At 70.9% G+C, this 26298-nt stretch carries 22 protein-coding genes and 1 tRNA gene; 11 read left to right on the top strand and 12 right to left on the bottom strand.

All coding sequences use genetic code 11. The features are described from left to right. Positions 1 to 23: 23 nt before the first annotated feature. From ACFV0T_RS13835 to ACFV0T_RS13825, 3 genes are all read right to left on the bottom strand, one after another. Positions 24 to 797: a polysaccharide deacetylase family protein gene (locus ACFV0T_RS13835; protein ID WP_385777996.1), complete on the bottom strand. Its 774-nt coding sequence runs from the start codon at positions 795 to 797 to the stop codon at positions 24 to 26. A gap of 366 nt (positions 798 to 1163) precedes the next feature. Next, a complete protein-coding gene (locus tag ACFV0T_RS13830) occupies positions 1164 to 1517 on the bottom strand; it encodes a DUF1330 domain-containing protein (RefSeq protein WP_385777994.1) in 354 nt (117 codons plus the stop codon). Positions 1518 to 1775: 258 nt separating this feature from the next. Beyond that, a complete protein-coding gene (locus ACFV0T_RS13825) occupies positions 1776 to 4229 on the bottom strand; it encodes a SpoIIE family protein phosphatase (RefSeq protein WP_385777993.1) in 2454 nt (817 codons plus the stop codon). A 544-nt stretch (positions 4230 to 4773) separates the two neighbouring features. Here ACFV0T_RS13825 and ACFV0T_RS13820 point away from each other — a divergent pair. After that, positions 4774 to 4950: a hypothetical protein gene (locus ACFV0T_RS13820; protein WP_385777991.1), complete on the top strand. Its 177-nt coding sequence runs from the start codon at positions 4774 to 4776 to the stop codon at positions 4948 to 4950. Positions 4951 to 5110: 160 nt separating this feature from the next. On the opposite strand, the gene ACFV0T_RS13815 is transcribed toward ACFV0T_RS13820, so the two are convergent. The 4 genes from ACFV0T_RS13815 to ACFV0T_RS13800 all read right to left on the bottom strand — a co-directional run bounded on the left by ACFV0T_RS13815 (position 5111) and on the right by ACFV0T_RS13800 (position 8638). Then, positions 5111 to 5506 carry a hypothetical protein gene (locus ACFV0T_RS13815; protein ID WP_385777989.1) on the bottom strand — a complete coding sequence of 132 codons (396 nt, stop codon included), beginning with the start codon at positions 5504 to 5506 and terminating at the stop codon, positions 5111 to 5113. A 162-nt stretch (positions 5507 to 5668) separates the two neighbouring features. Next, positions 5669 to 6466 carry a maleylpyruvate isomerase N-terminal domain-containing protein gene (locus ACFV0T_RS13810; RefSeq protein ID WP_385777987.1) on the bottom strand — a complete coding sequence of 266 codons (798 nt, stop codon included), beginning with the start codon at positions 6464 to 6466 and terminating at the stop codon, positions 5669 to 5671. Positions 6467 to 6889: 423 nt separating this feature from the next. Then, positions 6890 to 6962: transfer RNA gene (locus tag ACFV0T_RS13805), tRNA-Arg, on the bottom strand. A 62-nt stretch (positions 6963 to 7024) separates the two neighbouring features. Next, positions 7025 to 8638, bottom strand: coding sequence for an IclR family transcriptional regulator C-terminal domain-containing protein (locus ACFV0T_RS13800; protein WP_385777985.1), 1614 nt, complete (start codon positions 8636 to 8638; stop codon positions 7025 to 7027). 52 nt (positions 8639 to 8690) lie between these two features. Between ACFV0T_RS13800 and ACFV0T_RS13795 the strand changes: the two genes are divergently transcribed. Then, positions 8691 to 8840: a hypothetical protein gene (locus ACFV0T_RS13795; protein ID WP_385777983.1), complete on the top strand. Its 150-nt coding sequence runs from the start codon at positions 8691 to 8693 to the stop codon at positions 8838 to 8840. A 91-nt stretch (positions 8841 to 8931) separates the two neighbouring features. Here the strand turns inward: ACFV0T_RS13795 and ACFV0T_RS13790 are convergent, their stop codons facing one another. Then, positions 8932 to 10218 carry a M6 family metalloprotease domain-containing protein gene (locus tag ACFV0T_RS13790; RefSeq protein WP_385777981.1) on the bottom strand — a complete coding sequence of 429 codons (1287 nt, stop codon included), beginning with the start codon at positions 10216 to 10218 and terminating at the stop codon, positions 8932 to 8934. Between the two features lie 304 nt (positions 10219 to 10522). Between ACFV0T_RS13790 and ACFV0T_RS13785 the strand changes: the two genes are divergently transcribed. Continuing rightward, positions 10523 to 11173: a TetR/AcrR family transcriptional regulator gene (locus ACFV0T_RS13785; RefSeq protein WP_385778093.1), complete on the top strand. Its 651-nt coding sequence runs from the start codon at positions 10523 to 10525 to the stop codon at positions 11171 to 11173. A gap of 347 nt (positions 11174 to 11520) precedes the next feature. After that, the gene (locus ACFV0T_RS13780; RefSeq protein ID WP_385777979.1) at positions 11521 to 13062 is read left to right on the top strand and encodes an MFS transporter; all 1542 of its coding nucleotides are present in this window, start codon (positions 11521 to 11523) and stop codon (positions 13060 to 13062) included. A 279-nt stretch (positions 13063 to 13341) separates the two neighbouring features. On the opposite strand, the gene ACFV0T_RS13775 is transcribed toward ACFV0T_RS13780, so the two are convergent. Continuing rightward, positions 13342 to 13854 (bottom strand): MarR family winged helix-turn-helix transcriptional regulator, encoded by a 513-nt coding sequence (locus ACFV0T_RS13775; protein ID WP_385777976.1) that lies wholly within the window; start codon positions 13852 to 13854, stop codon positions 13342 to 13344. Between the two features lie 190 nt (positions 13855 to 14044). On the opposite strand from ACFV0T_RS13775, the gene ACFV0T_RS13770 reads away from it, so the two are divergent. Beyond that, positions 14045 to 14836 (top strand): dioxygenase, encoded by a 792-nt coding sequence (locus tag ACFV0T_RS13770; RefSeq protein ID WP_385777974.1) that lies wholly within the window; start codon positions 14045 to 14047, stop codon positions 14834 to 14836. Positions 14837 to 14977: 141 nt separating this feature from the next. Here the strand turns inward: ACFV0T_RS13770 and ACFV0T_RS13765 are convergent, their stop codons facing one another. Next, positions 14978 to 15526 carry a GNAT family N-acetyltransferase gene (locus tag ACFV0T_RS13765; RefSeq protein WP_385777972.1) on the bottom strand — a complete coding sequence of 183 codons (549 nt, stop codon included), beginning with the start codon at positions 15524 to 15526 and terminating at the stop codon, positions 14978 to 14980. Positions 15527 to 15728: 202 nt separating this feature from the next. On the opposite strand from ACFV0T_RS13765, the gene ACFV0T_RS13760 reads away from it, so the two are divergent. Together ACFV0T_RS13760 and ACFV0T_RS13755 are read left to right on the top strand one after the other, a co-directional pair. After that, a complete protein-coding gene (locus ACFV0T_RS13760; protein WP_385777970.1) occupies positions 15729 to 16727 on the top strand; it encodes an RNA polymerase sigma factor RpoD/SigA in 999 nt (332 codons plus the stop codon). Between the two features lie 607 nt (positions 16728 to 17334). Continuing rightward, entirely contained in the window at positions 17335 to 17937 is a 603-nt protein-coding gene (locus ACFV0T_RS13755; RefSeq protein WP_385777968.1) for a TetR/AcrR family transcriptional regulator, read from the top strand. Positions 17938 to 18098: 161 nt separating this feature from the next. Here the strand turns inward: ACFV0T_RS13755 and ACFV0T_RS13750 are convergent, their stop codons facing one another. Further along, entirely contained in the window at positions 18099 to 19061 is a 963-nt protein-coding gene (locus ACFV0T_RS13750; RefSeq protein ID WP_385777966.1) for a helix-turn-helix transcriptional regulator, read from the bottom strand. A 61-nt stretch (positions 19062 to 19122) separates the two neighbouring features. Here ACFV0T_RS13750 and ACFV0T_RS13745 point away from each other — a divergent pair, with 61 nt between their 5' ends. The 4 genes from ACFV0T_RS13745 (at position 19123) to ACFV0T_RS13730 (ending at position 25268) form a co-directional block, all read left to right on the top strand. Next, positions 19123 to 20682: an MFS transporter gene (locus tag ACFV0T_RS13745; protein ID WP_385777964.1), complete on the top strand. Its 1560-nt coding sequence runs from the start codon at positions 19123 to 19125 to the stop codon at positions 20680 to 20682. A 362-nt stretch (positions 20683 to 21044) separates the two neighbouring features. Then, positions 21045 to 21806: a DeoR/GlpR family DNA-binding transcription regulator gene (locus ACFV0T_RS13740; RefSeq protein WP_385777962.1), complete on the top strand. Its 762-nt coding sequence runs from the start codon at positions 21045 to 21047 to the stop codon at positions 21804 to 21806. Then, the gene (gene pfkB, locus ACFV0T_RS13735; RefSeq protein ID WP_385777960.1) at positions 21803 to 22750 is read left to right on the top strand and encodes a 1-phosphofructokinase; all 948 of its coding nucleotides are present in this window, start codon (positions 21803 to 21805) and stop codon (positions 22748 to 22750) included. Before ACFV0T_RS13740 ends, pfkB begins: the two co-directional genes overlap by 4 nt. Before the next feature lie 394 nt (positions 22751 to 23144). After that, the gene (locus tag ACFV0T_RS13730) at positions 23145 to 25268 is read left to right on the top strand and encodes a fructose-specific PTS transporter subunit EIIC (protein ID WP_385777958.1); all 2124 of its coding nucleotides are present in this window, start codon (positions 23145 to 23147) and stop codon (positions 25266 to 25268) included. A gap of 118 nt (positions 25269 to 25386) precedes the next feature. Here ACFV0T_RS13730 and ACFV0T_RS13725 read toward each other — a convergent pair whose 3' ends face one another. Beyond that, positions 25387 to 26133 (bottom strand): DUF6227 family protein, encoded by a 747-nt coding sequence (locus ACFV0T_RS13725; RefSeq protein ID WP_385777956.1) that lies wholly within the window; start codon positions 26131 to 26133, stop codon positions 25387 to 25389. Positions 26134 to 26298: the final 165 nt, after the last annotated feature.

The following is a 26298-nucleotide window of genomic DNA, read 5'->3' as shown; positions in this document are numbered from 1 at the left end:
CGGGGACCGGCCCGGGCCGGGGCTCAGCGCACGGGGAAGCCGAAGGAGTGGCCCTGCTCCTTGAGCAAGGGGAGGACGCGGCGCAGGGCTTCGACGGTCTGGGAGCGGTCGCCGCCCGCGTCGTGGAAGAGGAGCGTCGGCCCGTTGGGCACCTCCCGCTCGACGGTGGCGACGATGGCGTCCGTGCCCGGCCGTTCGAAGTCCTTGGTGTCCACGTTCCAGCCCAGCGGGCGCATGCCCCGGGAGGCGGCCAGCTTGCGGCTGTAGGGGGTGAAGGCGCCGCCGGGTGCCCGGTAGTACATCGGCCGTACGCCTCCGGACGCCTCGGTGATCATGCGTTCGGCGTCGAGTATCTGCTGCGACTGGTAGGCCTGGGGCTTCTTGTCCATGGTGGTGTCGTGCGACACGGAGTGGTCGCACAGCCGGTGCCCGGCCGCGACCACCTTCTTCACCAGGTCCGGGTGGGCCTGCGCCTGGGTCCCCACCATGCAGAACGTGGCCTTCACCCCGTACTCCCGCAGCACGTCGAGGACTTGAGGGGTCCATACGGGGTCGGGGCCGTCGTCGATGGTGATGTTGACGCCGCGGGCCCCCTTGTCCGAGGCGTGCGCGATGGTCAGCGCGACCGCCTTGACGTCATTGCCCGGGGTGGCCGTCGCGGTCGCCTTCGGCGACGAGCCGCTCACGGCGTCGGCCTGCGCGGTCCACATCGAGGCGCCGGCGGCGAGCACCGTCACGCCGAGGGCAGCCCCGACCAACTTGCCGTACCAGCCCCGCCCGTTGCCGTGCCGTGCCATGTCTGCCCCGCCTTCACACAGTTTCTTGCCGACCCTTGGTCACCAGGACCACCTGGCAGGACGAGCGGCGGCGGCCACGGGATGCGTCCGTTACCGATCACGGACAAACCCGGGGGAGTTCACGGACAACTCGCCGAGCAGCGACCGGAACCCGGGAGGTGGGCCCGATCGCCCTTCCCGGCCACCATCGCGGAGCCGAGCGCGGCGAGTGAGCGAGGAGCGGCGCGCTCGCAGTTCGACCAGTGGCGCGGACAGCACCGCTGGGACGCCTACGCGAACTACCTGGGTGCGGTGTACGACCGTGAGGTCGCGCTCGACGCCGTGCGTGACGCGCTGCGGGCGGACCGGCCGGACCCGCGCGGCGCACTAAGCGTGTTCCCCGGTCGTCTCCGCCCGGAGTTTCTCCGCACGTTCACGCGGGTCGTACCCGGGACCGACGCCCTCGACCAATACGAGGTCTCCGTCGATGTGGTCGGCCCGCAGCCGCAGGATCTTCTGATACTCGGGGGACTCGTACCAGGCGCGGGCCTCGGCCATGCCAGGGAACTCGATCAGCACCATGCTGCCCGGCCAGCTGCCCTCCACCACCGCCGCCGGCGGCCCGTGAACCAGGAAGCGCCCGTGGAAGGGGTCGAGGGTGCCCTGGATACGTTTGAGGTACTCAAGGATGTCCGGGTGGTGGCGACGGTCACGTAAGTGCGCGAACCCATATGCAGGCACGTCCTGCTCCTTCGTTCGTTCCGGTAGGACGACGCAAACGTAGCCAGGGGCGTAGCACGCGCCAATGACCTCAGAGGTAAGCGCCAGTGGCGCTTTTAGCAAGCCATCCCATGGCGGCACATGTGCGCAGGCTCGGATCTGGCACGAAGGCTCAATGACCGACACGGCCTTCCGCTACGAGACGGCCACCCCGGTGTCCAGCGGTGCCGGGATCGGTCACCTCACGTGCTTGACGCCGGTGCCCCGACGGGCGATTGATCAGCGGCCGTATGTGTGGGCGAGGTCTACTTCGGCCCAGAGGACCTTGCCTCCCTGCGCCGGGCGGGTCCCCCATCTGCGGGACAGCTGGGCGACCACGGCGAGGCCGCGGCCGTGCTCGTCGACGTCGCGCGCGTTACGCGTACGCGGGGAGGGGAAGTCGGCATCGGACACCTCGACGGTCAGGGCCTCGTGTTGGATCAGACGCAGACCGATCGGACCGGCGCTGTGGCGGACGGCGTTGGCGACCAGTTCGCCGACGATCGGCTTTACGGAGCCCTCGAGCCCTTCCATTCCCCATTCGGCCAGCTGTCCGGCTGCCAGGTTCCGGGCGCGGTCGACGATGGTGCCGTCACGGGGCAGTACCCAGGAGGCGACCTGGGCCGGGCTGAGCGAGCGGGTGCGGACCAGGAGCAGGCTGGCGTCGTCGCACGCCACCTGATCCTCGACGGGTGCCATCGCGCGGGTGCAGAGCTCTTCCAGGGACAGCTCCGGTCGGGCGAGGGCGGCGCCCAGACGGTGCATCCCCTCCTCGATGTCGTCCTCGCGGGTCTCGATCATGCCGTCGGTGTACAGGGCGAGGAGGGATCCCTCGGGCAGCTCCAGCTCCACGGCCTCGAAGAGAGCTCCCAGCCCGATGCCGAGCGGGGTACCGGTGGGAAGATCGGGGAAGGTCACCTTGCCCCGCGGGTCGATGATCGCGGGCGGTGGGTGCCCGGCCGCTGCCATGGTGCACCGGCGGGTGACCGGGTCGTAGACGGCATACAGACAGGTGGCGCCCACCACCGCGGGATTCCAGTCCGGAGCGTCGGCGTCTGCTTCCGCCAGCCGCTGGACCGTGTCGTCCATGGCGGCCAGCAGTTCGTCGGGGGGCACCTCCATGTCGGCGAGCGTGTGGACGGCGGTGCGGAGCCTGCCCATGGTCGCGGCGGCGTTGATGCCGTGTCCGACCACATCGCCGACGACGAGGGCCACTCGGGCGCCGGACAGCGGGATCACATCGAACCAGTCGCCCCCGACACCGCGGTCGATGTCGGCCGGCAGGTAGCGGGAGGCGGCCTCGACGGCCGCACCGCCACGCAGACGGTGGGGGCGCAGATTGCGTTGGAGCGCGAGGGCCGCGGTGTGCTCGCGGCGGTACCGGCGGGCCTTGTCCAACGACACCGCGGCGCGGCTGACGAGCTCTTCGGCCAGCAGCAGATCGGTCTCTTGGAAGGGCAGCGGGTTTTCGGTGCGGATGAACACCGCGATGCCCAGCAGGACGCGCCGTGCGCGGATGGGTACGACCATCACGGAGTGCATGCCATGATCACGGATCCTCTGCGCCAGTGCCGGCGACTCGTCGATCCATCCGCCCGGGGTGGTGTCCACCTTCGGTTCCAGGCAGGACTTGCCGGTGCGCAGGACCTTGGCGATGGGCGAGACGGGCGGTATGAGGGTCCGCTCACCGCGCACCCACGGGGACTCCGGCGCCCCTTGGTGGATCGAGGCCAGGCCGACACGTCGGAGAACGGGGAGGCGCTCGCCGATCGAGCCGATACGGACCGGCGCCCCCTCGCCGAACGGGACCGACTGCTCCAGATCCACGGCGACGCCGTCGGCGAACAGGGGCACGGCGAGATCGGCCAGTTCTTGACCGGTCTGCATCACATCCAGGGTGCTGCCCAGGCGCGTGCCGGCCTCGCCGAGGACGGTGAGGCGTTCGCGCTCCCGCCGGCTCTCGGTGACATCGACACTGAGGGTGCACCCCCCCAGCGGCCGGCCGTCGGCGCCCTGGAGACAGGAGAACGAAACCGCGAGCGGGCGCTCCTCACCCAGAGGTGTGGGCAGCCACGTCCGGTATTCGTGGACCTTGGTGCTACCGCTCCTCAGCACCCGCCGCATCATCGCTTCCGTGGCTTCGGTCTCGGCACTGGGACACGAGTCGGTGATCCTGAATCCGAGCCGCCGGTCACGGGGGACGCCGTCGTGGCTCTCCATCACGTCGTTCACCCAGGTGCTACGCAGCTCCACGTCACGAACAGAGACGCCGATCGGCGCGTGGTCAAGAATCGACCCCTGCACCAATACGTTCACCGCGTCCTCGGACTGCGCGCAGATGTTGGTCGCGGACGCAAGCCACCGCACTGCTCCGCCCTGCCCCCACAACATCGAGATCCGCATGCCGACGGCGAGCATGCGGCCGTCCCGGTGGCGCACCGTCGTCGTGCCCGACCAGCCGTTCTGGGCACGGCACTGCTCGACGTACGCCGACATCGTCGCCGCCACCCCGAAGCGTGGCAGGACGAGTGCGGCGGACCGGCCCACCGCCTCGCCGGCGGAGTATCCGACAAGGTGCTCGGCGTCCTGCGTCCACGCGACCACCGTTCCCTGCTCGTCGAGCAGCGCGAACGCCGTGTCGGATATGTCAGTCGCGTGTCTCGCTTGATCAATGCTGATCGTGGTCCTGGTCATCGAGCCGTCGTCCTCGATTGGCTTGAGAATGGTTTATATGAGACATACAAGTAAATTTGCCTCTCGCGGTGCAATGACAGGACAGCGCTCTGCCCTGTGACAACGCCGCATCCGTGGCTGATACCGGTGCGGTCGCGCAAGCCCGCTGACGGGCTGCGAGGCGGACGCAGCAAGTGGACGGCATGCGCGCGACAGCCCGGGCCCGGCGCCCAGGGAACAAGCATTCTCTGCGGCGGCCTCCGCGACGTTTCCCCGACCGTCGCCGCGGTGGGCTCTACGAGGTGCTTGATCTTTCCTTCGCACCGCCCGTTCGTCCGCGTTGGCCGACACGTTCGGATCCCGGAGAGCGCGGTGTCGGCCTGCATCGCTGAGCACACCGTCCAGCTGGTGACCGTTCGGTCTGGCGCGCTTCGGAGGGTGGCCTGATGGCGAACAACCAGGGCGGGCGCCGCCGTTCCGGCTCCGTCCGTCAGCTCAAGTCGGGTCGGTGGCAGGGGCGTTACCGTGGAAGCTCGCAGCCCGTTCGGGGAAGCGGTACGAGTGAGTGATCCGGTTGCACCTGCTGCCCACCTCCGGTGAGCGTCCGCCGGCCTCGATCACCACGGCGCAGGTGCGGGCCCGGCGTACGACATGCCTCGCGCGGACCGGTGAGCCGACCGTGGTCAAGGCATGCCAGATCATGCGGGCGATCCTGAACACGGCCGTCGATGACGAGCTGTGATCACAGCTGTCACGGGTTCGAGCTGCCGGTTCCGTGGCTTGGTGCCGTGCGGCCATATTGCCCACTCCGCAGCCCAGTTCCCCGTGAGGCCCCGCCCGTTCTGACACGAGAGCGGCACGCCCCTTCGTCGCTGTGCTGCTAGCCGTGCCTCCTTCTCAGGTCAGGGCTCCACCAGCTGATCGGGGCGAACGTCGAACTCGCTCCGGTCACCTTCTGTGGCTTCCGGCCGCCCGCCCGTAGAGATCGTGACGACCTCACTGCCGTCCGGATCTGCGGCGCGACTCAAAATCACGCAGCCGATCGTCACGGCGATCGGGTACATGGCTCCGGGGCCCAGCGCATCACCGCCCCCGAAGACCGGCGGCTTGTCGAAGAAGACCCATTGCCGGCCATGGGCGTCGGTGAGGCGCACCTCGACCCACCCAGGGTAGAAGTCGTCGTCATCATCGAGCGCCCAGCGAGTGGCTTCGCACCGCAATGAGGGCATTCCGCCTGCTCTCTGATTTTGGTTTGACGCCTTGAGATGTGGCCGCCTCATCTTTATCAGGTCGATCACGGGGGTCTGCCCACATCGGCCAACGGCCCCTGCGCCGCGGTCGATCGTCCACCGTGGTCCGGCGCTGACCGCCGCTGTTCGTGCTTGTTGGTGTCAGCCGGTGGTGTCAGCCGTCGCATGCGGTCTCGACAAGGGTCACTTCGCCGCTCTACAACACCCGCCCTACTCCTCCGGTTCCCACGCGCGGAGCAGGTCGAACAAACCTGCGTCTCCGTCGATCCGCAGTGAGTCCGCCGGGATACGGTCGTACACGAAGAGGACCAGCTCACTGGCCGTGCCGTGGACGGAGACGCCAGCCTGGTTCGGGCCTTCGTCGGCAGCGGCGACCGGCGTCGTGCCGGGCGCGGGGATACGGGTGGAGCGTGCGCCGTCGCCGTCGACCGTGAGGCGCCAGGAGTGGCCCTCGGTGGCGTGGAAGTCGAAGGCAGTGGGCTTGTGCGGCCAGGCACTCGTCGTTGCGACGCAGGTGAACAGGAACTCCTCGACACCGTCGAGTGCCACCTCATCCGGCAGCGGCTGCGGGGCACCCACGGTGACCTGGGCGTCGTAGGTGTGCACCGCGATCTGCTGGAGCTGGTGCCGGGCGACGGCGCCACAGGTCTGCGGCGACTGCGACGCACCCCACCACGTCCAGCAACCGCGATCCGGGCCGGCCTCCCGCAGCGCGTCCAGCAGCTCCTGCGTCGACGCGGCCAACCAGGCCGGCACGGCCTCGCGCTCCCGAGGCGCAGCCGGGGCGCCCTCGGGTACGGACTTGGCTGGAGCAGGCCCTGCGGCGACGGTGGCGGCCCAGACGCGGCGCCCCTCGCCGATGTGCTGCGCCAGATCGAACAGCGTCCACTCGGGGCAGGTCGGCACCTGTACGTCGAGGCTGGGCGCGGAGGCGACCGCGGCGCGGAAGGCCCTCGACCGTTCGTCGATCAGTCGCAACAGAACGGGGAACGTAAGTGTCGTCGTCACATGGACTCTCTATCACCGTGTTCCGGCAACCGGACAGTGATTTTCACAGCCGAGGCGCCGAGCGCGCGGCGCGGGCCGGGCGCCGTCAGATGACGCCGAGTCCACATTCTGAAACGATCAGTGAGTCACGCAACCCCGCACCGGCAAGGGCTCATTAGCCGCTGTTACCGTGCCCAATTTGAGGTTTCCGATCGACTCGCGGGTCCGGCTCCGACAGGAACCACAACTGTCCCTGCTGCCATCCCGTCCGCCTCCGACGCTCGCCACGATGTGCCGGCACTGGCGTACGTCGCCCCGTCCATCCGCAAGGAGCGGGGCGATGTGGACTCGCAGTGGACTATCTGGCACGTGCGTGGCACGGCCGTGATCATGGCGAAGGGCCAGTTCGAGGGGATCATGCCCCTGAACTGGCCCTTACTCGTGTGCCCCCGGCAGGATTCGAACCTGCGACACCCGCTTTAGGAGAGCGGTGCTCTATCCCCTGAGCTACGAAGGCGTGCGTGGTCGTGTAAGGCCACAGGCGTCAGCGTACCGGATCTGTTCCCTGGGGTGTGGTGGTCAGGTCGGTGGGACGTGGGTGAAGCGGCCTGTCACGTGGAGGTCCGCCTCGATGCGGTGGGCCGTCGCGGTCAGTTCGGGCAGGAGGTCGTGCCGGCACTCCTCCACCGTGCGGCGGGCCGCGTGCGTCGCCGTGTTCAGGGCCGCCACGACCCGGCCCGTGCCGTCGCGCACCGGGACCGCGATCGAGCGCAGGCCCTCCTCCAGCTCCTCGTCGACCAGCGCGTACCCCTGCGCCCGGACCTCGCTCAGGGCGCGGTCCGGCTCCGGCGCGTCCGCCAGCAGCACCCGGCCCGTCGACGTCGCGTACGCGGGCAGTCGCGTCCCCACCGTGATGTCCACGCTCATGACGTGGCTCGTGGCCACCCGGGCCGTGTACTGGATCTCCGTGCCCGAGGCGGTCAGCACCGCCAGGGACGTCGACTCGTGGATCCGGTGCGCCAGTTCCGTCAGGTGCGGCCGCGCGATGCGGGGGAGTGACGTGCGGGACAGGGGCGGGAAGCCGAGGGACAGGACCCGGGGGGTGAGGGCGAAGGTGCGGTCGCCGGTCGGTGCCACCAGGTCCAGGTGCTCGTACGTGATCAGCGCGCGCCGGGCCGTGGCCCGCGCCAGGCCCGTCGCCTTCGCCACGTCCGTCAGCGTCAGCTCGGCGCGGCCCTCGCCGAAGGCGGTCAGGACCGTCAGCCCGCGGGCCAACGACTCCACGAAGTCCCTGCCCAGCTCCTGCTTCGACCCGCCCGTCCAGCCCGCCAGGTCCGCCGGGGCCGCCCCGGGGGTCGGCGGGGGTGCCGTGCGCAGGTCCTCCTCCATCGCCGCCACCGCGGTACGCAGGCGCGGCAACAGGGTGTCGCGCAGGTCCGCCGCCGAGTGCCGGCTGGTGTGGCTCACCACGCTCGCCACGCAGGCGATCCGGCCGGTGCGCGGATTCCGTACCGGGACGGAGACCGCCACCAGGCCCGGTTCGATCAGCTGGTCGTCCAGGGACCAGCCGGTCGCGCGTGCTCGGTGGGCGCGTTCCTCGAAGCCGTCCGGGGAGGGGGGAACGGGACGTCGTGGCGGTACGGCCCGGAATCCGCGGTTCTCCGGGTCGGAATCCCGGCGTTCGCGCCAGTGCCGCCAGTCCGCCGCACCCCACTCCGTCGCGAACAGCGCGCCCGGCGCGGTGCGTTCGGCCGGGAGCAGGTCGCCGATGCGGAAGCTCAGGGACATCGCGCGGCGGCGGGTGGCCTGGTGGATGAAGCGGATTCCGTCGCGGTCGGCCACCGCCAGCGAGACGGACTCGTCCAATGCGTCGGCCAGGGCGTCGGCACGGGCGTCGAGGAGGGCGGGCAGACGCAACGCGGCCAGGTAGGCGTTGCCGAGCTCCATCACGCGGGGGGCGAGGACCGCGTCCCGGCCGTCGAGACGGATGTACCCCATGCGCGCGAGAGTGGCCGTGATCCGGTCGATCGTGGAGCGGGCGAGGCCGGTGGCGCGTTCCAGGTCGCTCGGGCTCAGCGTCCCGCCCACCGCCTCCGTCAGCTGCCTCAGCACCGCGATACCGCGCAGCAAGGGGGCCACGGCCTCACCTGGCACGGTGGGCGAAGGGGCCTCGGTCCTGAGGTTCGCGGGCATCGGTTCTCCGGTACGGCGGTTGCGGCAGGCCCACCGTAGCCCCGGCCCGCCCGTGGCGCGCAGCAGCGGCAGCAGCGGCGGTAACAGCGGCAAGAGCAAGAGCAAGAGCAAGAGCAAGAGCAAGAGCAAGAGCAAGAGCAGTGCGCGGCACTCGGTGCGCGGCACTCGGTCCGGGGAACGCAACACGTGGACGTCCTCGTAGCTCGGTCCCGCCCCCGCCGCCCCCGCAGCTCGGTCCCGCCCCGTCGGCTCCCGCACCACCCCACCCCACCCCACCCCGCCTCACCCCACACCTACTGCCGCGTCACCCGCACCCGGTAGTTCCCCTCCAGGTCCGCGCTCGCCACGTCGATCCTGATGCCCTGCTTGGAGTCCTTGAAGACCTCGCCGGGGATGAAGGGGGCGTCGGAGAGTTCCGCGTGGACGTTCGGGCTGCGGGTGCAGCCGCCGGTGTCGCGCCGGGAGTCGTAGACCGTGACGGGCCCCATGCCGGTGTCGACCCCCGCGTCGACCTTGTAGATCAGCACCCCGGGCCGGCAGACCGTCTCGTCGTTGCCCTCGCGGGTGCGCAGTTCGAGGGCGTAGCCGGTGTGCCCGCTGAGCGGGACGAAGACGAGCTTGGGGCCGCCGGAGCGGGCCAGCGGGGTCAGCACGTACTCGTTCGTGCCCTTCCGCCCGGCGCAGCTGACCTGCGAGGCGTCCAGCCAGCCCAGCTTCCACTTGTGCCAGCCGAGCAGGTCGTTGTTGGCCCCCCAGTCCTCGCTCATGATGTCCCAGTGGCCGACCGCGCCTCCGCCCTCCTGGGTGTAGAGGTCGGGCAGGCCGAAGACATGGCCGTTCTCGTGGGGCAGGACGCGGTAGCCGGTGCGGTCGTAGGAGCCGGAGCCGTCGTCCTGGCGGGAGTAGACGAAGGAGGCGTTGGCCACCGGGACGCCGTCCGCGATGGGCGCCTCCTTGTTGCCGGCGAAGGTCACGGACAGGACCGTGTCCAGGGCGGAGGGGCCGGCGTTGGGGGTGACCAGCACGTTCAGGAGGTCGTACGAGCGGAAGTCGACCTTGGGATCGGCGGCGGAGACGATGTCCTGGACCAGGTCGCGGTAGCCCGGGTCGAAGGGTGCGCCGCGCTCTATGCCGTAGGTCTTGAAGGGCTTGGGCATGCGCAGCCAGTGGGTGATGGGCGTCTCCGGGTGGTAGTCGAGGCGGCCGTAGGAGCTGGCGTGGAACCACTCCTGGGTCTGCGGGAAGAACTCGTGAAAGCGGTCCAGTGCGCTGCCACGGCCCGGCGCGTCGGAGAAGTCGACCATCAGGGTCAGGGCGTGGACGGTGCCGGTGGAGCGGGAGTAGCCGACGGTGGTCGGGACGCCCTCCGACATCTGGATGGCCTTGTCGCCGCTGATCATGCAGGGTCCGAGGGCGGCGGAGACGCGAGCCGGGGCGATCGGGCCCGCTCCCGCCGGCGTGGAGGAGATGAGGTGTCCGGTGCCGGCCGAGGTGCAGACCGCGAAGGTCAGGGCGGACACGGACGCGAGGGCGGCCACACGGCGCGGGCGTATCCGACGGCGGGTCGGCTGCGGCTCCATGCACGGGCCTTTCGCTCCGGGCAGCCGCCGGTTCCAGGCTGCACCCTTGCGATCACCCTGTGTCGGAGGCCGGTCGGGCGCGCGCTGGAGGGGCCGATCGTGGATTACTCGCCGGTAAAAGGACCATTAGGGTGTGACTCCGGTCACGGTGGGCGGGATGAGGTCAGTGCATGTGACTCAGGTCACATGAGAACTTCCCGCATGCGGGAAATAACCGGGGATCGATTCCCCGTTTAGCCAGGTGTCCGAGCGAAACGGGGAGAGGGTCCCCGGATCGCAGTCATCTCGACTCGTGGAGTACACCGTGCAGACCGCGATCGCGCCCCCCGTGCAGCGCAAGCCGACCCGGCCCCGCGCCGACGCCCTGCGTAACAGGGAGCGGATCGTCACGGCCGCCCGGGAGATGTTCGTCGAGTTCGGCCCGGATGTGCCGCTCGACGAGATCGCCCGCCGGGCGGGGGTCGGCAACGCCACGCTGTACCGCAACTTCCCGGACCGTGACGCCCTCGTCCGCGAGGTCGTCTGCTCGGTCATGGAACGCACGGTGCGGGCCGGCCAGGTGGCGCTCGCCGAGACCGGTGACGCGTTCGCGGCGTTGGAGCACTTCGTGCACGCCGCCGCCGACGAGCGGATCGGCGCGCTGTGTCCGATGTTCTCCAGCACGTTCGACGAGCACCATCCCGATCTGGAGGCCGTGCGTGAGCGCGCCGAGGGGGTCATCGCGGGGGTCATGGACCGCGCCAAGGCGGCCGGACAGCTTCGCGCCGACGTGGGTGTCGGTGACCTGATGGTCGCCGTGACCCAGCTCAGCCGGCCCCCGGCCGGTACGGGGTGCCTCAGCATCGACCGCTTCGTGCACCGCCATCTGCAACTGTTCCTGGACGGTCTGCGGGCTCCGGCCCGATCCGTCCTGCCCGGCTCCGCCGTGACCATGGAGGACCTGCGTCAGGTCTGAGTGATACCGCTATCCACCACACCGACATCCCTACCGACAGCCGAGACGAGTCGGAACGAGACGACTCGAGTCCGGCGATTCGAGCGAGTCGAGACGGCTCGAGCCGAGGACGACGCGAGTCACGGACGATTCGCGTCGAGGCGACTTGAGTCGAGGGTGAGCCGAGTCGAGTCAAGGACGATTCGAGTCGAGCGCATGGAGCGATGAGTTCCGCGCGCTTCGCCCGTCTCCAGAGTGTTCATCCGAAGACCGTCTGAACAGCAGTGCAGACGGCCCGTCCCTTTTTGCTGCTTTTTTAGCGGCTTATACTGCCTTTTCCGTCACGAAGTCCCGAAGTGGGTACCCCCATGTCTGAAACAGCCCGGCGCGTCCCCGACGCGACCGACGCACACGCCAACCGCTGGAAAGCGCTGGTCTTCATCGCGCTCGCCCAGCTGATGGTCGTCCTCGACGCGACCATCGTGAACATCGCGCTGCCCTCCGCCCAGCAGGACCTGGGCATATCCGACGGCAACCGCCAGTGGGTCATCACCGCCTACGCGCTCGCCTTCGGCGGTCTGCTGCTCTTCGGCGGCCGTATCGCCGACATCTGGGGCCGTAAGCGCACCTTCGTGACCGGCCTGATCGGCTTCGCCGCCGCGTCCGCCGTCGGCGGTGCCGCGCAGAGCGAGGCCATGCTGCTCGGCGCCCGCGCCCTGCAGGGTGCCTTCGGCGCGCTGCTCGCCCCGGCCGCCCTCTCGCTGCTCGCCGTGACGTTCACGGACGCCAAGGAGCGCGCCAAGGCGTTCGGCATCTACGGCGCGATCGCCGGTGGCGGCGGCGCCGTCGGCCTGATCCTCGGCGGCTTCCTCACCGAGTACCTGGACTGGCGCTGGACGTTCTTCGTGAACATCCCGTTCGCGGTGGTCGCCGCCGCCGGTGCGTACTTCGTCATCCGTGAGCCGGCCGGCGGCCGCAACCGCTCGCCGCTCGACATCCCGGGTGTCGTCCTGTCCACCCTGGGCCTGGTCTCCCTCGTCTACGGCTTCACCCGCGCGGAGTCGAACGGCTGGAGCGACGCGACGACGATCGGCCTGTTCGTCGCCTCGGTGGTGCTGCTCGCGTCCTTCGTGTTCGTCGAGTCCAAGGTCAAGGCTCCGCTGCTGCCCCTGCGCGTGATCACCGACCGCAACCGCGGCGGTGTGTACCTCTCGCTCGGCCTCGCGATCATCGCGATGTTCGGCCTGTTCCTCTTCCTGACCTACTACCTCCAGATCGTGAAGGGCTTCTCGCCGGTCAAGACCGGCTTCGCCTTCCTGCCGATGATCGTGGGCATGATCACGGGCTCCACCCAGATCGGCGCCCGTCTGATGACCCGCGTCGCGCCGCGACTGCTGATGGGCCCCGGCTTCCTGACCGCCGCTGTCGGCATGCTGCTCCTGACCCAGATGGAGATCGGCTCCTCGTACGCGGGTCTGCTCCTGCCGGCCCAGCTGCTGCTCGGCCTCGGCATGGGTACGGCGTTCATGCCGGCCATGTCGCTGGCCACCCAGGGTGTCGAGCCGCGCGACGCCGGTGTCGCCTCCGCGATGGTCAACACCTCGCAGCAGGTGGGCGGTGCGATCGGTACGGCCCTGCTGAACACGATCGCCGCCTCGGCCACCGCGTCCTACATCAAGGACCACATCGGTGCCGCCGCCTCCAAGCCGCAGCAGCAGCTGGTCCAGCTGGAGGGCATGGTGAACGGCTACACCAACGCCATCTGGTTCGCCGTCGGCATCCTGGTCGTGGCCGCGGCCATCGCCTTCACCCTGGTCAACGCCGGCCGTCCGGACATGGGCGCGGTGCGCGGCTCGGGTGCCGGCGAGGGCGCCGACGACGAGGTGCTGATGCCGGTGATCGCCCACTGAGGCGGTCCGCGCACACGGGCCATCGAGACGGTCTGCTGAGGCGGTCCGCCGAGACGGTCCGCCGAGACGGTCCACCGAGACGGGTGGTCACCCGCTGACACGGGTGATCGTCCACTGATGGCGGTGGGCGCCGGCCGACGGCGCCCGTCGCGTCGCACCACCCCTTCGGGCCCCGCGTCCGTACGAGGAAGGGGACGCCTCGTACGGACGATGTCCTGGAGGCTTTCGGACGGCCTCCGGGAGGCTTCCGGGCCTCGCCCGGCCGCGTGAGCCGCTTGTTCAGCGCAGCCAGGGCAGGTCCGCACCCGCTTCGTTCGGCTGAAGTCCCTCGGCGATGATCTGCATGATCTCGCCGAGGGACTTCTGCTGTTCCGGGGTCAGCCGGTCGAAGAGCGCCTGCCGTACGGCCGCCACATGGCCCGGCGCGTTGCGCCGCAGGACCTCGAAGCCGTTGTCCGTGAGCACCGCGAACTGGCCCCGCTTGTCGGAGGGGCAGTCCTCGCGGCGGACCCAGCCGTTCTTCTCCAGCCGGGCGATCGCGTGGGAGAGACGGGAGCGGGTGATCTTCGCCTTCATGGCCAGCTCGGTCATCCGCAGCCGGTGCCGCGGGGCCTCGGCGAGCGCGACGATCAGGCCGTAATAGATGTGCGGCATGCCCGCGTCCCGCTGGAGCTGGCGGTCGAGATGGTCCTCCAGCAGCGTGGTGGCGTGGAGGTAGGAGCGCCAGACGCGCTGTTCCTCGGACGTGAGCCAGTGGGGTTCTTCAGCGGGCGACGTGGATGCCGGGTTCATGGGCCCCACTGTACGAGCACTCTCCTTGAAGGTTAAACAAACAAGGCGTAGCCTGGGCGCAAATAGCTTTAGAGTTCAAGTATTACCGCCCATGCGCCGCTGCACTGCTTGCGCCGCTTGTGCTGCTTGCACCACCCGCACCGCTTGCACCACCAGTCCGCCGTTCGGTCCACCCGAGGGAGTCGCCGCCATGTCCGCCGCCGCCCAGGAGCGCATGCCCGCCCTCTATCTCAGCCACGGTGCCCCGCCACTCGCGGACGACCCGGTCTGGCCCGGGCAACTCGCCGCCTGGTCCGCCGACCTGCCGCGCCCCCGGGCGATCCTCATGATCTCCGCACACTGGGAGGAGGCCCCGCTCGCCCTCGGCGCCACCCGGACCGTGCCGCTCGTCTACGACTTCTGGGGCTTTCCGGAGCGCTACTACCAGGTGACGTACGAGGCGCCCGGCGCCCCCGAACTCGCCGAGTCCGTACGCAAGCTGCTGCGCGCCCCCGGCACCCCCGTGCAGGACATCCCGGACCGGGGCCTGGACCACGGCGCCTACGTCCCCCTCGTGGAGATGTTCCCGGACGCCGGCATCCCGGTCCTCCAGGTCTCCATGCCGACCCTCGACCCGGTGCGGCTGATGGAGATCGGCCGCAGGCTGGCGCCGCTGCGCGACGAGGGCGTACTGATCGTCGGCTCCGGCTTCTTCACCCACAACCTCGCCGCGCTGCGGCACACCGGCGGGGGAGTGCCCACCTGGTCGTCCGAGTTCGACGACTGGGGCCACAGCGCCCTGGAGAACCGCGACTGGGACGCCCTGCTGGACTTCCTCCACAAGGCCCCGGCGGGCCGGTACGCCCATCCGCGCACCGAGCACTTCGCCCCGCTGTTCGTGACCATGGGCGCGGCGGAGGTGGCCGGTGAGCTGGACACCCAGCGGTCGGTGATCGACGGTTTCTGGCTGGGGATGGCGAAGCGGTCGGTGCAGTTCGGCTGACCTCGACCCGAGCCGACCCGACCCGAGCCGATCTGGGCCGACCCGACCCGATCTGGGCCGAGCCGACCCGACCCGATCCGATCGACCTGGGCCGACCTGGGCCGAGCCGATCCGATCAGATCTGGGACAGGTCCGGAGTTCCTACAGGTCCTTCTCGTACCAGGCCACATCCCAGTACCGGCCGAACTTGCGGCCCACCTCGCGGTAGGTGCCGACGTGCCGGAACCCGAAGCGTTCGTGCAGTCGCGCGGACGCTTCGTTGGGCTGGGCGATGCCGGCGTAGGCGCGGTGCAGGTCCTCGCCGGCCAGGGCCGCGAAGAGGGCCTCGTACAGGAGCGTGCCGACACCGCGGCCGCCGGCGTGCGGGGCGACGTAGACCGTGACCTCGACGGAGGTCGAGTAGGCGGCCTTGGGGCGGTAGGGGCTGGATGTGGCGTAACCCAGGATCTTCTGTGAGGCCTCTGAGCCCTGTGAGATCGCACCGAGGTCCGTCTCCGTGGCAACCATCAGCCGGTGCGGTCCGTCTTCAGGGTGGGAGAGCAGCCAAGGGCGGCGCTCTTCGGGCGTGAAGGCGGCGGTGTCGAAGGTGATGGGCGTCTCGCGTACGTAGTAGTTGTAGAGCTCGGTGAGGGCTTCGAGATCAGCTTCGACTCCCGGCCTGACCTGGGGTTCTGTACGCTCCGACGGCATCCGTCTCCCTCCGTGGCGGCACAGGGTACTGCATGATCAGAAAAATAGGGGGACGCGTTGGGAATTCTGTCCTGATTCCAGTCGTTGTTTCCATCAGATGCCGGGCACCCGAGCAGAGTCCGGAATTAGCCGCGAGAGTCCTGGGCGCGGTGTCAGGCGTCCGATGGACCACCCGCTGACCCACCATCGCAAGGGAGCACGCATGGCAACCCGTGCCGTCGCCCGTCGTAAGTCCGCCACCGGCGAGACGGCCGACGCGGCAGGCAGTGTTCGCACCCATGGCGGCGAGATCGCCGACCGCGACCTGGTCGGCATGTATCTCGACGAGATCGCGCGCACACCGCTGCTCGACGCCGCCAAGGAAGTCGAGCTGTCCCAGACCATCGAAGCGGGTGTGTTCGCCCAGCAGGTCCTCGACGGCGAGGTGGAGTCCGGCACGGACGCCACCCGCGAGGAGCTCGAGGTGCTGGTCGCCGCCGGGGAACGGGCCAAGGACGTCTTCATCCGATCCAACCTGCGTCTGGTCGTCGCCGTCGCGCGCCGCTACCCCCGCAGTGGTCTGCCCCTGCTCGATCTGATCCAGGAGGGCAACGCCGGTCTGGTGCGCGCGGTCGAGAAGTTCGACTACCGCAAGGGCTTCAAGTTCTCGACGTACGCCACCTGGTGGATCCGCCAGGCGATCACGCGCTCGATAGCCGACCAGTCCCGCACCATCCGCCTGCCCGTCCACCTGGTGGAGGAGCTGGGCCGGATCCGGCGCGTACAGCGCGAGTTCAACCGTGAGCACGGCCGTGAGCCGGAGCCCGCGGAGATCGCCGCCGAGCTCGGCTCGACGCCGGCGCGTGTCATCGACGTGCTCGACTGGGCCCGTGACCCGGTCTCGCTGAACATGGCGGTGGACGACGACGGCGACACCCAGTTCGGGGACCTCCTGGAGGACACCTCGGCCGTGTCCCCGGAGCAGTCCGTCCTCACGCTGCTGCGCAGCGAGGAGCTCGACGACCTGATCGGCCGCCTCGACCAGCGCACGGCCTCCATCATCAAGATGCGCTACGGCATCGAGGACGGCCGGGAGCGCACGCTGACCGAGGTCGGCAAGGAGCACGGTCTGACCCGCGAGCGCATCCGCCAGATCGAGAAGCACGCGCTGCTGGAGCTGAAGAAGCTGGCTCGTTCGACCGGCTTCGACGCCGCGGCCTGACATGGTGCGGGCTTCGGCCGTCCGGCGCACCATCCGGCGCACTACGCCGAGGGGTGCGTACGCCGGGTGGCCGAAGCCCGCGCAAACATGGCGATGTAACGCCGCTTCAACCCACTGGGCCCCGGGAACAAAACCTCAGGGCACAGGAGTTCGGGTTCCGTGAGACACCGGTGACCCGTCCTTGAGCCAAGTCCCGACGCAACCCCCCCCGGCGCCGGGACTCTCCCAGAGCCGGGCTTCGGCGCCCACCCCCCCCGGGTGCCGGAGCCCGGCTCTCTCTTGTCGAGGCAGGGGCTTCCGGGGTGGTCGGGGAGAAGACTTTCGGGTGCGGACACGTCGAGAAGGCGGGGCACCCCGTACCTGAACCCCGGGGTGGCCCGCCGAATGGCAGATTGTGCCACATGGGCATAGCCTGCCGAGCGTGAGTACCACCCCCGCACCAGCTTCTTCTGGCTCTTCCGCTTCCTCGGCTGCCGCCGCTTCCGCAGCACGCTCCTCCGCCGCGTACCCCTCCTCTGCACCCGCCGCGTCCCCCTTCTCCGCGTCCTCCGCATCCTCTCCGCCCTCCGCCTCCTCGCTGACCGAGCGGCGCAAGGCGGCGACCCGGATGGAGATCGCGCGGGCGGCGGCCGGCCTCTTCGTGACCCACGGCCTGCGGGCCACCCGCGCCGAGGACATCGCCCAGTCCGCCGGGATCGCCCCGCGCACCTTCTACCGCTATTTCGCCACCAAGGAGGAGTCCGTCGCCCCGCTCTACGCAGCGGGCGCCCAGCGCTGGGCGGAGGCCGTGCGAGACGCCCCGGCCGAACTGTCCCTGCCGCAGGCCCTCGAACACGCGGTGCGGGACACGCTGACGCCCGGCGTCGGGGTGTCGGCGGTCGCCTGGGAGTGGGTGCGCACCCTGATCCGGCTGGCCGAGGCCAGCCCGGCGCTGCGGAAGGTCTGGGCCGAGGTGTGCCACGACGCCGAGGGCTCGCTGACGGAGATCCTGGCGCGACGGCTGGCCCCGGGAGATGACATCGTTGCCGCGCGTCTCACCGCGTCCCCCCGCCTCCGCTTCGCCGCGGCCACGGCGAGCGCCGCGGTCCGCGTGGCCGTCGAGGTCTGGGCGGCGGGAGACACGGCGCCCACCTCCGGGGAGGGCCCGGCGGCACTGGCCCTGGGCAACCTGACCGTGCTGCGGGGCTTTTCGTGGGAGGACATGGAGTAGGCGGCGGGGGCGGGGCGGGGCGCGTACGCCGGGGTAGGGGGGACGGGGTACGGGCGGTGGGACGGGCGTCCGGGCGGATGGTGCGAGGGGCGCGTCGGGACGGGCCGTGAGACCGGCGGGGTGGCGGGCGCCCGGGCGGATGGCGTCGGGCGGGCGGCGGTTCACCCACCCGCAGCCCGGCTCAGCCTTCCGCCCAACTCCCTCACGTACGTGACAAGTTCCTCCGGTCCGCGCACCGTGAACTCGCACCCCACCCCCGCCAGCCGCACCGCCAGCCACTCCACCGGATCGCCGGTCGTGCCCCGTACCCGGCATCCGCCCGACGACGGCTCCGGTGTGCCGAGCCGGCCCGGCAGCCGGGCCGCCACGACCTCGGTCGGCCCGGCGAAGGTGACGTCGAACGTGTACGTCTCCTGGCGCCGATGGATCGACTGCCGCAGGTACTCCGCCGCACTCCCCGCCGGCAGCTCGCGCGGAGTGAACCGCGCCCCGGTCGGGAACGGCTCGCGCACCCGGTCGACCCGGAACGTCCGCCAGTCCTCGCGGTCGAGGTCGTACGCGACGAGATACCACCGTCGCCCCGTCGACACCAGCCGGTACGGCTCCGTGACGCGTCGCGACTCGGTGCCGTCGGCGGCCTGGTAGGCGAACCGCAGCCGCTCGTGTCCGGCCACCGTCGAGGCCATGACGGTCAGTGTCTCGGGCGCGATGGTCGCCCCGTCCCCGCTGGTCAGTGGCGTGGTGGCGGCCTGGAGGGTGGCCACGCGGTGGCGCAGCCGGGACGGCAGCACCTGCTCCAGCTTGGCCAGCGCCCGCACCGACGCCTCGTCCACGCCCTCCAGTGCGTGCCCGGCGCCCGCCCGCAGTCCCACCGCGATCGCCACCGCCTCCTCGTCGTCGAGCACGAGCGGCGGCATCGCCTTGCCCGCGACCAGCCGGTAGCCGCCGTCGGTGCCCTTGCTCGCCTGCACCGGATAGCCGAGTTCGCGCAGCCGGTCGATGTCCCGCCGGACCGTACGGCGGGAGACCCCGAGCCGGTCCGCGAGCTCGCCGCCGGGCCATTCGCGGGGTGTCTGGAGGAGGGACAGGAGCTGGAGGAGCCGGGCCGGTGTGTCCGTCGTCATACTTCGAGGATGGCGTAGAACTAGGACACAATCTGACCTAGTGGGGGCCTAGCTTCTTGCCATGACCTCCACCGAGACCCCTCTCAGTGCTCAGCCCGACGTAGGTGACCGGCGTCGCTGGTTCGCTCTCGCGATCGTGATGACCGCGGCCTTCATGGACCTTGTCGACGTCACGATCGTCAACATCGCCATCCCGTCCATCCAGAAGGACGCGGGCGCGTCCTTCAGCCAGATCCAGTGGATCACCGCGGGGTACGCGCTGGCGTTCGCCGCCGGACTCATCACCGGCGGGCGGCTCGGTGACATCCACGGCCGCAAGCGGCTGTTCCTCGTCGGCATCGGGGGATTCACCCTCGCGTCCGCGCTGTGCGGCTTCGCCGCGAACCCGGAGATGCTGGTCGCCTCCCGCATCCTCCAGGGCGGCATGGCGGCGATGATGGTGCCGCAGGTCCTGTCGATCGTGCACGCCACCTTCCCCGCCCACGAGCGGGGCAAGGTGTTCGGGCTGTTCGGCGCGGTCGTCGGGCTGGGCGCGGTCTCCGGCCCGCTGCTCGGCGCGCTGCTGACCGAGTGGAACCTCTTCGGTCTGGAATGGCGCCCGATCTTCCTCATCAACCTGCCCGTCGGCATCGCGGGCCTGCTCCTCGGCCGTCGCTTCATCAGCGAGTCCAAGGCTCCGCGGGCCCTCAAGCTGGACATGGTCGGCGTCGCGCTCGTCACGCTGGGCCTGCTGATGCTGCTCTACCCGCTCACCCGCGGCCGTGAGCTGGGCTGGCCACTGTGGGGGCACGTCTCGATGGCGGGCGCGCTCGTCGTCTTCGCCGCGCTGGTGGCGTACGAGCGGAGGAAGGCCGCGCGGGACGGCTCCCCGCTGGTCGAGCTGTCGCTGTTCCGGGTGAAGAGCTTCGCGGCCGGTATCGCGGTGCAGACCGTGTTCGGGATCGCGCTCGGTGTCTTCTTCCTGGTCTGGACGCTGTACATGCAGATAGGGCTGGGCTGGAGCCCGCTGCGGGCGGGGCTGACCGGCGTGCCCTTCTCGATCGCCGTGTCGGCGGCGGCCGGTCTGTCGGTGCAGCAGCTGGTGCCGCGCTTCGGGCGCCGGGTGCTTCAGGCGGGCGCGCTGTTGATGGCGGCCGGTGTGGTGCTCTACATCTGGGAGTCCGAGCGCTACGGGCTCGGTATCGCCTCCTGGCAGATGGCGCTGCCGCTGGTCGTGATGGGCGTGGGCATGGGCCTGATCGTCGCTCCGCTGACGGACGCGGTGCTCTCCGACGTGCCGCGCGAGCACGCCGGTTCGGCGTCCGGGCTCATCAACACCGTGCAGCAGATGGGCAACGCGCTGGGACTCGGACTGGTGTCGGTGGTCTTCTTCGGCGAGATCGGCGACCGGCTGACCCCGGCCCAGGTGGGCCCGGCCTTCGTGAACGCCTTCCAGCACGCCCTGGTCTGGGTGGCCCTGGTGATGGCCGCCATCTTCCTGCTGATGTTCGCCCTGCCGAAGCGGCCGGCGCAGCACATGGAAGGCGCGTCGGACGCGGATGCCGCTGTGGAAGGGGACTCCGCTGCGGAAGGGGATGCGGGAGGCGACGCGACGGGGCGCAAGCCGGAGCTGGTGTCCTGACCCGCGAGTGCCCTGATCTGCGGGTTCTCGCTCCGGTGGGGCGGTGGGGACAACGGCGGTGAGAACGGCGGTGCCCGCGGGCACCGCCGTTTCGGCTTCTCCGCCTCCGCCCCTTGCACGACCGTCCCGCCACCACCCCAATGCTCCCCTCGCATCACTGCCCCCGCCGTCACCCCGACGCTCCCGCGGATGACCGTCCCGTGTCATCACCCCTCCGCCCCCCCCCCCCCGCGAATCACCGCACGCCCAGCCGGAAGCCCGTTTACGTCCGCTCCATGCCCGAACCTGTTTACATTCCGGAAATCCGGGCGTAGCCTCCAGGCGAAACCACAAGTTCGGGCATCAGTCGGAGGCGAACGGACATGTACGCACCGGAGCGGCAGCAGGAGATCCTTCGGCTCGCCCGTGACGGCGGCCGGGTCGACGTGCTGTCGTTGGCCGAGGAGTTCCAGGTCACGGCGGAGACGATCCGCCGCGACCTGAAGGCCCTGGACAGGGCCGGCCTCGTCCGCCGGGTCCACGGCGGCGCCATACCGGCCGGACGCCTCGACTTCGAGCCGGACCTCACCGAACGCGAGTCCACCTCGGCGGACGAGAAGGACCGCATCGCCAAGGCGGCCCTCACGGAACTGCCGGGCGAGGGCACGATGATCCTCGACGCCGGTACCACGGTCGCCCGTCTCGCCGCGGCCCTCCCGCTGGACGCCTCGCTCACCGTCGTCACGCACAGCCTCCCGATCGCGGCCCGCCTCGCGGACCACCCCGGTATGCAGCTCCACCTCGTCGGGGGGCGCGTACGGCACCGTACGCGCGCCGCCGTCGACGCCTGGGCGCTGCGGGCGTACGGCGAGATCCGGGCGGACGTCCTCTTCGTGGCCGCCAACGGCTTCTCCGCCGAGCACGGTCTGACCACCCCCGACCTCGCCGAGGCCGCGGTGAAGCGGGCGGCGATGGCGGCCGCCCGCCGCGTGGTGCTGCTCGCCGACTCCGCCAAGCACGGTCAGGAGCACTTCGCCCGCTTCGGCGACCTGAGCGACGTGGACCTGCTGATCACCGACAGCGGGCTGAGCCCCGAAGACACCGCCGCCATCGAGCGCGGCGGCACGGAAGTAGTACGCGCATGATCCTCACCGTCACTCCCAACCCGTCCCTCGACCGTACGTACGAGGTTCCTTCGCTGGAGCGCGGAGAGGTCATCCGCGCGCGCGGCGAGCGCATGGACCCGGGCGGCAAGGGAGTGAACGTCTCGCGTGCCGTGGCCGCCGCGGGGCGGCGCACGGTCGCCGTCCTGCCCCTGGGCGGCGCGCCGGGCGCGCTCGTCGCCGAACTGCTCGACGCGCAGGGCATCGAGGTCGCGCCGGTCCCGGTCGCCGGGGCCACCCGCTCGAACATCGCGCTCGCGGAGGCGGACGGCGTCCTGACGAAGATCAACGCGCCGGGTCCCGAACTGTCCGCGGCCGAGCAGGAGCTGCTCCTGGAGACGGTGCGCGCGCAGTCGCGCGGGGCCGACTGGATCGCCTGCTGCGGGAGCCTGCCGCGGGGCCTCGCTCCCTCCTGGTACGCCGACCTGGTCGCGCGGGCGCACGCCGCCGGTGTACGGATCGCGCTGGACACCTCCGGGCCCGCCCTGCTCGAAGCGCTGCGGGAACGGCCCGACGTGGTCAAGCCGAACGCCGAGGAACTCGCGGAGGCGGTCGGGCGCCCCCTGGCGACCGTCGGCGACGCGCTGAAGGCGGCCGAGGAGCTGCGCGAGATGGGCGCCCACGCGGTGCTCGCGAGCCTCGGCGCCGACGGGCAGTTGCTCGTGGACGGCGCGGGTGCCTGGTTCGCCGGGGCGCGTGTCGACGTCGTACGCAGCAACGTGGGTGCCGGTGACTCCTCGCTCGCCGGCTTCCTGATCGCCGGGGGCAGCGGCCCGGAGGCGCTCGCCTCCGCCGTCGCCCACGGCGCGGCCGCCGTCCAGCTGCCCGGCAGCGTGATGCCGACGCCGGCCGACCTGGACCCGGCGGCGGTCACCCTCACGGCGGAGGTCCCCACGGACCGCGAACTGACGGAGCCCGTGGCATGAACCTCCGTACGACGCCCGCGAACTCGAACCCGAACTCGAACCCGAACTCGGGCCCGAGGCCGAGTCCGAGTCCGAATCCGAGTGCGAACTCGGCACCGGCTCTGGCTCCGGCACCCGCACTGACACCGATTCCGACTTCGACCCCGACTTCGACCCCGACTTCGACCCCGACTTCGACTTCGACTGTGGCTCCGGCTCCGGCTCCGGCGTGGCGAGGCTCCCCGCTACTCGTCGCGGTCGACGGGAAGCGGGACGGCCCGTGCCGCTCCGTCACCCGGGGAGGACAGGGTCTGACCGGCCCTGACTCCGCCACCACCGCTGCCCCCCACAGCATCCCCGTCCCCCTTCTCGCCCACCCCACGCCCCGGGCGATACGCGTGCGAAGGAGCCCGCGATGAGCGACATGATCACCGCGGACCTGGTCGATCTCGACCTGTCCGCCGATACCAAGGAAGCGGCGGCTCGTGCCCTCGCCGAGCGCATGGTCGCCCTGGGCCGGGTGACCGACCTGGAGGGCTTCCTCGCCGACGTCGCCGCCCGTGAGGCGCAGATGCCGACCGGGCTCGACGGCGGCATCGGCATCCCGCACTGCCGCAGCGCGCACGTCACCGAGCCGACGCTCGCCTTCGGGCGCAGCGCCGCCGGGATCGACTTCGGCGCACCGGACGGTCCGGCCGACCTGATCTTCCTGATCGCGGCGCCCGCGGGAGCCGACGACGCTCACCTGACGATCCTGTCGTCGCTGGCCCGGCAGCTGATGAACGCCGAGTTCACCGCCGCGCTGCGGTCGGTGGGCGACGCGGGAGCCGCGGCGGCGCTGATCCGCGGCGAGGAGGCACCGGCGCGCGCCGACGGCGCATCAGGGGCGGTCACCGGTGCGGTGTCCGGGGCTGACTCCGAGGGCTCCGCCGCGGTGTCGGCGGCGGCCTCCGCCGACACCGCGGCGGTCGGTACGGCGCCGGGCGCGACGGACGGCTCCTCCGGTGCGGAGGGCACCTCCGGCGCGGGCGAGCGCCCTTTCCGGATCGTCGCCGTCACCTCCTGCCCGACCGGCATCGCGCACACGTACATGGCGGCCGAGTCGCTGGAGAACGCGGGCCGCGAGGCGGGCGTCGAGATCGTCGTGGAGACACAGGGCTCGGCCGGCTTCACCCGGCTCGACCCGGCGGTCGTCGCGGCGGCGGACGGTGTGATCTTCGCGCACGACGTGCCCGTACGTGACAAGGACCGCTTCGCCGGCAAGCCGACCGTCGACGTCGGGGTGAAGGCGGGCATCAACCGCCCCGCGGAACTCATCGGCGAGGTCCGTGGCAAGGCGGAGCGCGGCGAGGTCACCGCGGCGGCCGGCGCGGGCGGCACGCCGGTCGAGCGTGCCGGTGACTCCACCGAGGGCTACGGCGCCAAGCTGCGCAAGTGGCTGATGAGCGGTGTCAGTTACATGGTCCCGTTCGTCGCCGCGGGCGGTCTGCTGATCGCCCTCGGCTTCGCGATCGGCGGCTGGCAGGTCAACAAGGCACCGTCGGTCATGGACCAGTTCGTGTGGACCCAGACGGACAGCTGGGGCGCCCTGCTGTTCCAGATCGGCGGCGTCGCCTTCAACTTCCTCATCCCGGTGCTGGCCGGCTACATCGCCTACGGCATGGCGGACCGACCGGGCCTCGTTCCCGGCTTCGTCGGCGGCGCGATCTCCCTCACCATCAACGCGGGCTTCCTCGGTGGCCTCGCGGCCGGTCTGATCGCCGGTGGCGTCGTGCTGTCGATCCAGAAGGTGAAGATCCCGCCGGCGGTGCGCGGCATCATGCCGGTGGTGGTGATCCCGCTGATCTCCTCGGCGATCGTCGGATTCCTGATGTTCGTGGTGATCGGCAAGCCCATCGCCTCCGCGCAGCAGGGCCTCACCGACTGGCTGAACGGCCTCACCGGCTCCAACGCCGTACTGCTCGGCGCCCTGCTCGGCCTGATGATGTGCTTCGACCTCGGCGGCCCGGTCAACAAGGTCGCCTACACCTTCGCCACCGCCGGGATCGCCGTCGCGAGCCCCAGCGACTCGGCCATGAAGATCATGGCGGCCGTGATGGCGGCGGGTATGGTCCCGCCGCTGGCGATGGCGCTGGCCACGACCGTGCGCGGCAGGCTCTTCACACAGACCGAGCGCGAGAACGGCAAGGCCGCCTGGGTGCTGGGCGCCTCCTTCATCACGGAGGGCGCGATCCCGTTCGCGGCGGCCGACCCGCTGCGGGTCATCCCGTCCTCGATGGTGGGCGGCGCGCTCACCGGCGCGCTGTCGATGATCTTCGGCGCCACCCTGCGCGCCCCGCACGGCGGCATCTTCGTGGTCCCGCTGATCGGCAACCCGCTGCTCTACCTGGTCGCCATCGCCGCGGGTGTGTGCGCCACGGCGGCGCTGGTCGTCGTCCTCAAGGGCCTGCGCAAGCCGGCGGGCGGCGGCACGGCGGCAGACCCGGCGGAGGGCCCGGCCGCGGTGGCGGCGGAGCGCAAGCAGTCGGTGGCGGCGTAAGCGACCGGCGGGGACCTACGGACGGCCGCGGCCCGGCGGTGACAAGGCCGCGGCCGTCCGTGTGTCCCCACGTCCTCGCCTCGCCCCGGTGGCCCGGACCGGCCCGGCCGGCTTCCGGTCAGGAACTGCGGGCCGCGCGTCGCTCCATGGCGTCCCGTGCCGCGTCCTCGCTCGGGTAGACCTCGCACATGTGCCGCCCGTCGGGCGTCGCCGTGTGCTCGACCTCCCACAGGGCGATCTCCCGGCCGTCCCGCAGCAGGAACGCGTGCTCGTAGAGCGCGAAGCACAGAGCGGTGCGGCCCGCGCGGCAGGGCCGGCCGAAGGCCTGGGTGATCTGGTGGGCGAACGCCGTCGCCAGCAGGTCGGCCGTGTCCGCGCCGGGCCGGTCCGGGTTCTCCGCCCGGCGCAGCAGCCGGCGCGCATGGTCCGCCGAGTCGTCCGGGACGTAGGCATGCCGCGGCTGGAGGACCGGCGACAGCTGCACCGTCACCGGCAGTTCGAAGTCCGGGGCGTCCGGCGGCAGGGGCAGCCGGGCCGTGGCGGCGCGCAGCTCCTCCTCGTCGATGTACACCTCGTGCTGCGGGTCGCTGCCCGGCGCGGTGTTGTGGACGAGCTCCCACAGCGTGAGCGCGGAGCCGTCGGCGAGCAGCCACGTGTGCCGGTACGTCTCGCGGTGCAGCCCCGCGCTGTGGTGCGCGGAGTGCAGCGAACTGTCGTGCGCCAGCGCGCAGTCGAGGCGCCGGACCGTCTCGTCGGGCAGCTCGAAGGAGTTCAGCGCACGGCCGAGGAGTCGCGCGAGGTGCTCCTCCGGAGACTCGGGCGACTCGGGTGGTTCGTACGCTGCCGTCTCGTACGGAACGCTCAAGGTTTCTCCTGGCGTTGCTGCATGTCACCTTGTGGGTGCATACCGTAGCCCCTAGGTCGGACATCATGTCCGGGAACCGAGAAAACGTACGCAGGCAAAACGCGCGGGCCGCGCGGAATGTTCCCGCGCGGCCCGTGAATCGGTCAAAAATCGCTGGTCAAACGG

Origin of the sequence: Streptomyces sp. NPDC059582 (assembly GCF_042735715.1) — a bacterium.
Classification (GTDB): domain Bacteria; phylum Actinomycetota; class Actinomycetes; order Streptomycetales; family Streptomycetaceae; genus Streptomyces.
This window is presented reverse-complemented; position numbering and strand designations above follow the sequence as displayed.